At 53.4% G+C, this 298-nt stretch carries 1 protein-coding gene; it reads left to right on the top strand.

Features of this window, described 5'->3' with window-relative positions; translation table 11 throughout:
- Positions 1-298, top strand: a 298-nt coding sequence (locus SQ11_RS15830) for a pyridoxine 5'-phosphate synthase (protein WP_041515169.1), incomplete at both ends; no start/stop codon positions are given.

Below are 298 nucleotides of genomic sequence, written 5' to 3'. Positions count from 1 at the left end.
GTATAAGAGACAGATCAAACCACATGATATCTGCCTGGTGCCGGAGCGTCGTGAAGAGTTGACCACTGAAGGGGGACTGGATGTGATCCGGCACTTCGATCAGGTAAGTGCCGCGTGCAAGCGCCTCACAGAAGCTGGAATTCGTGTTTCTCTGTTTGTTGATGCACGAGCTGATCAGATTGATGCAGCAATCAGGGTGGGCGCGCCAGTGATTGAGCTACATACCGGCCATTATGCAGATGCTGCAACATCTGAGGCACAACAGGCTGAGCTGGAAACAATCCGCAGTATGGCGGCC

Source organism: Nitrosospira sp. NpAV, from assembly GCF_000832065.1.
Taxonomy (GTDB): domain Bacteria; phylum Pseudomonadota; class Gammaproteobacteria; order Burkholderiales; family Nitrosomonadaceae; genus Nitrosospira.
Note: the sequence above shows the minus strand (reverse complement) of the source record. Positions and strands in the feature narration are given on the sequence as shown.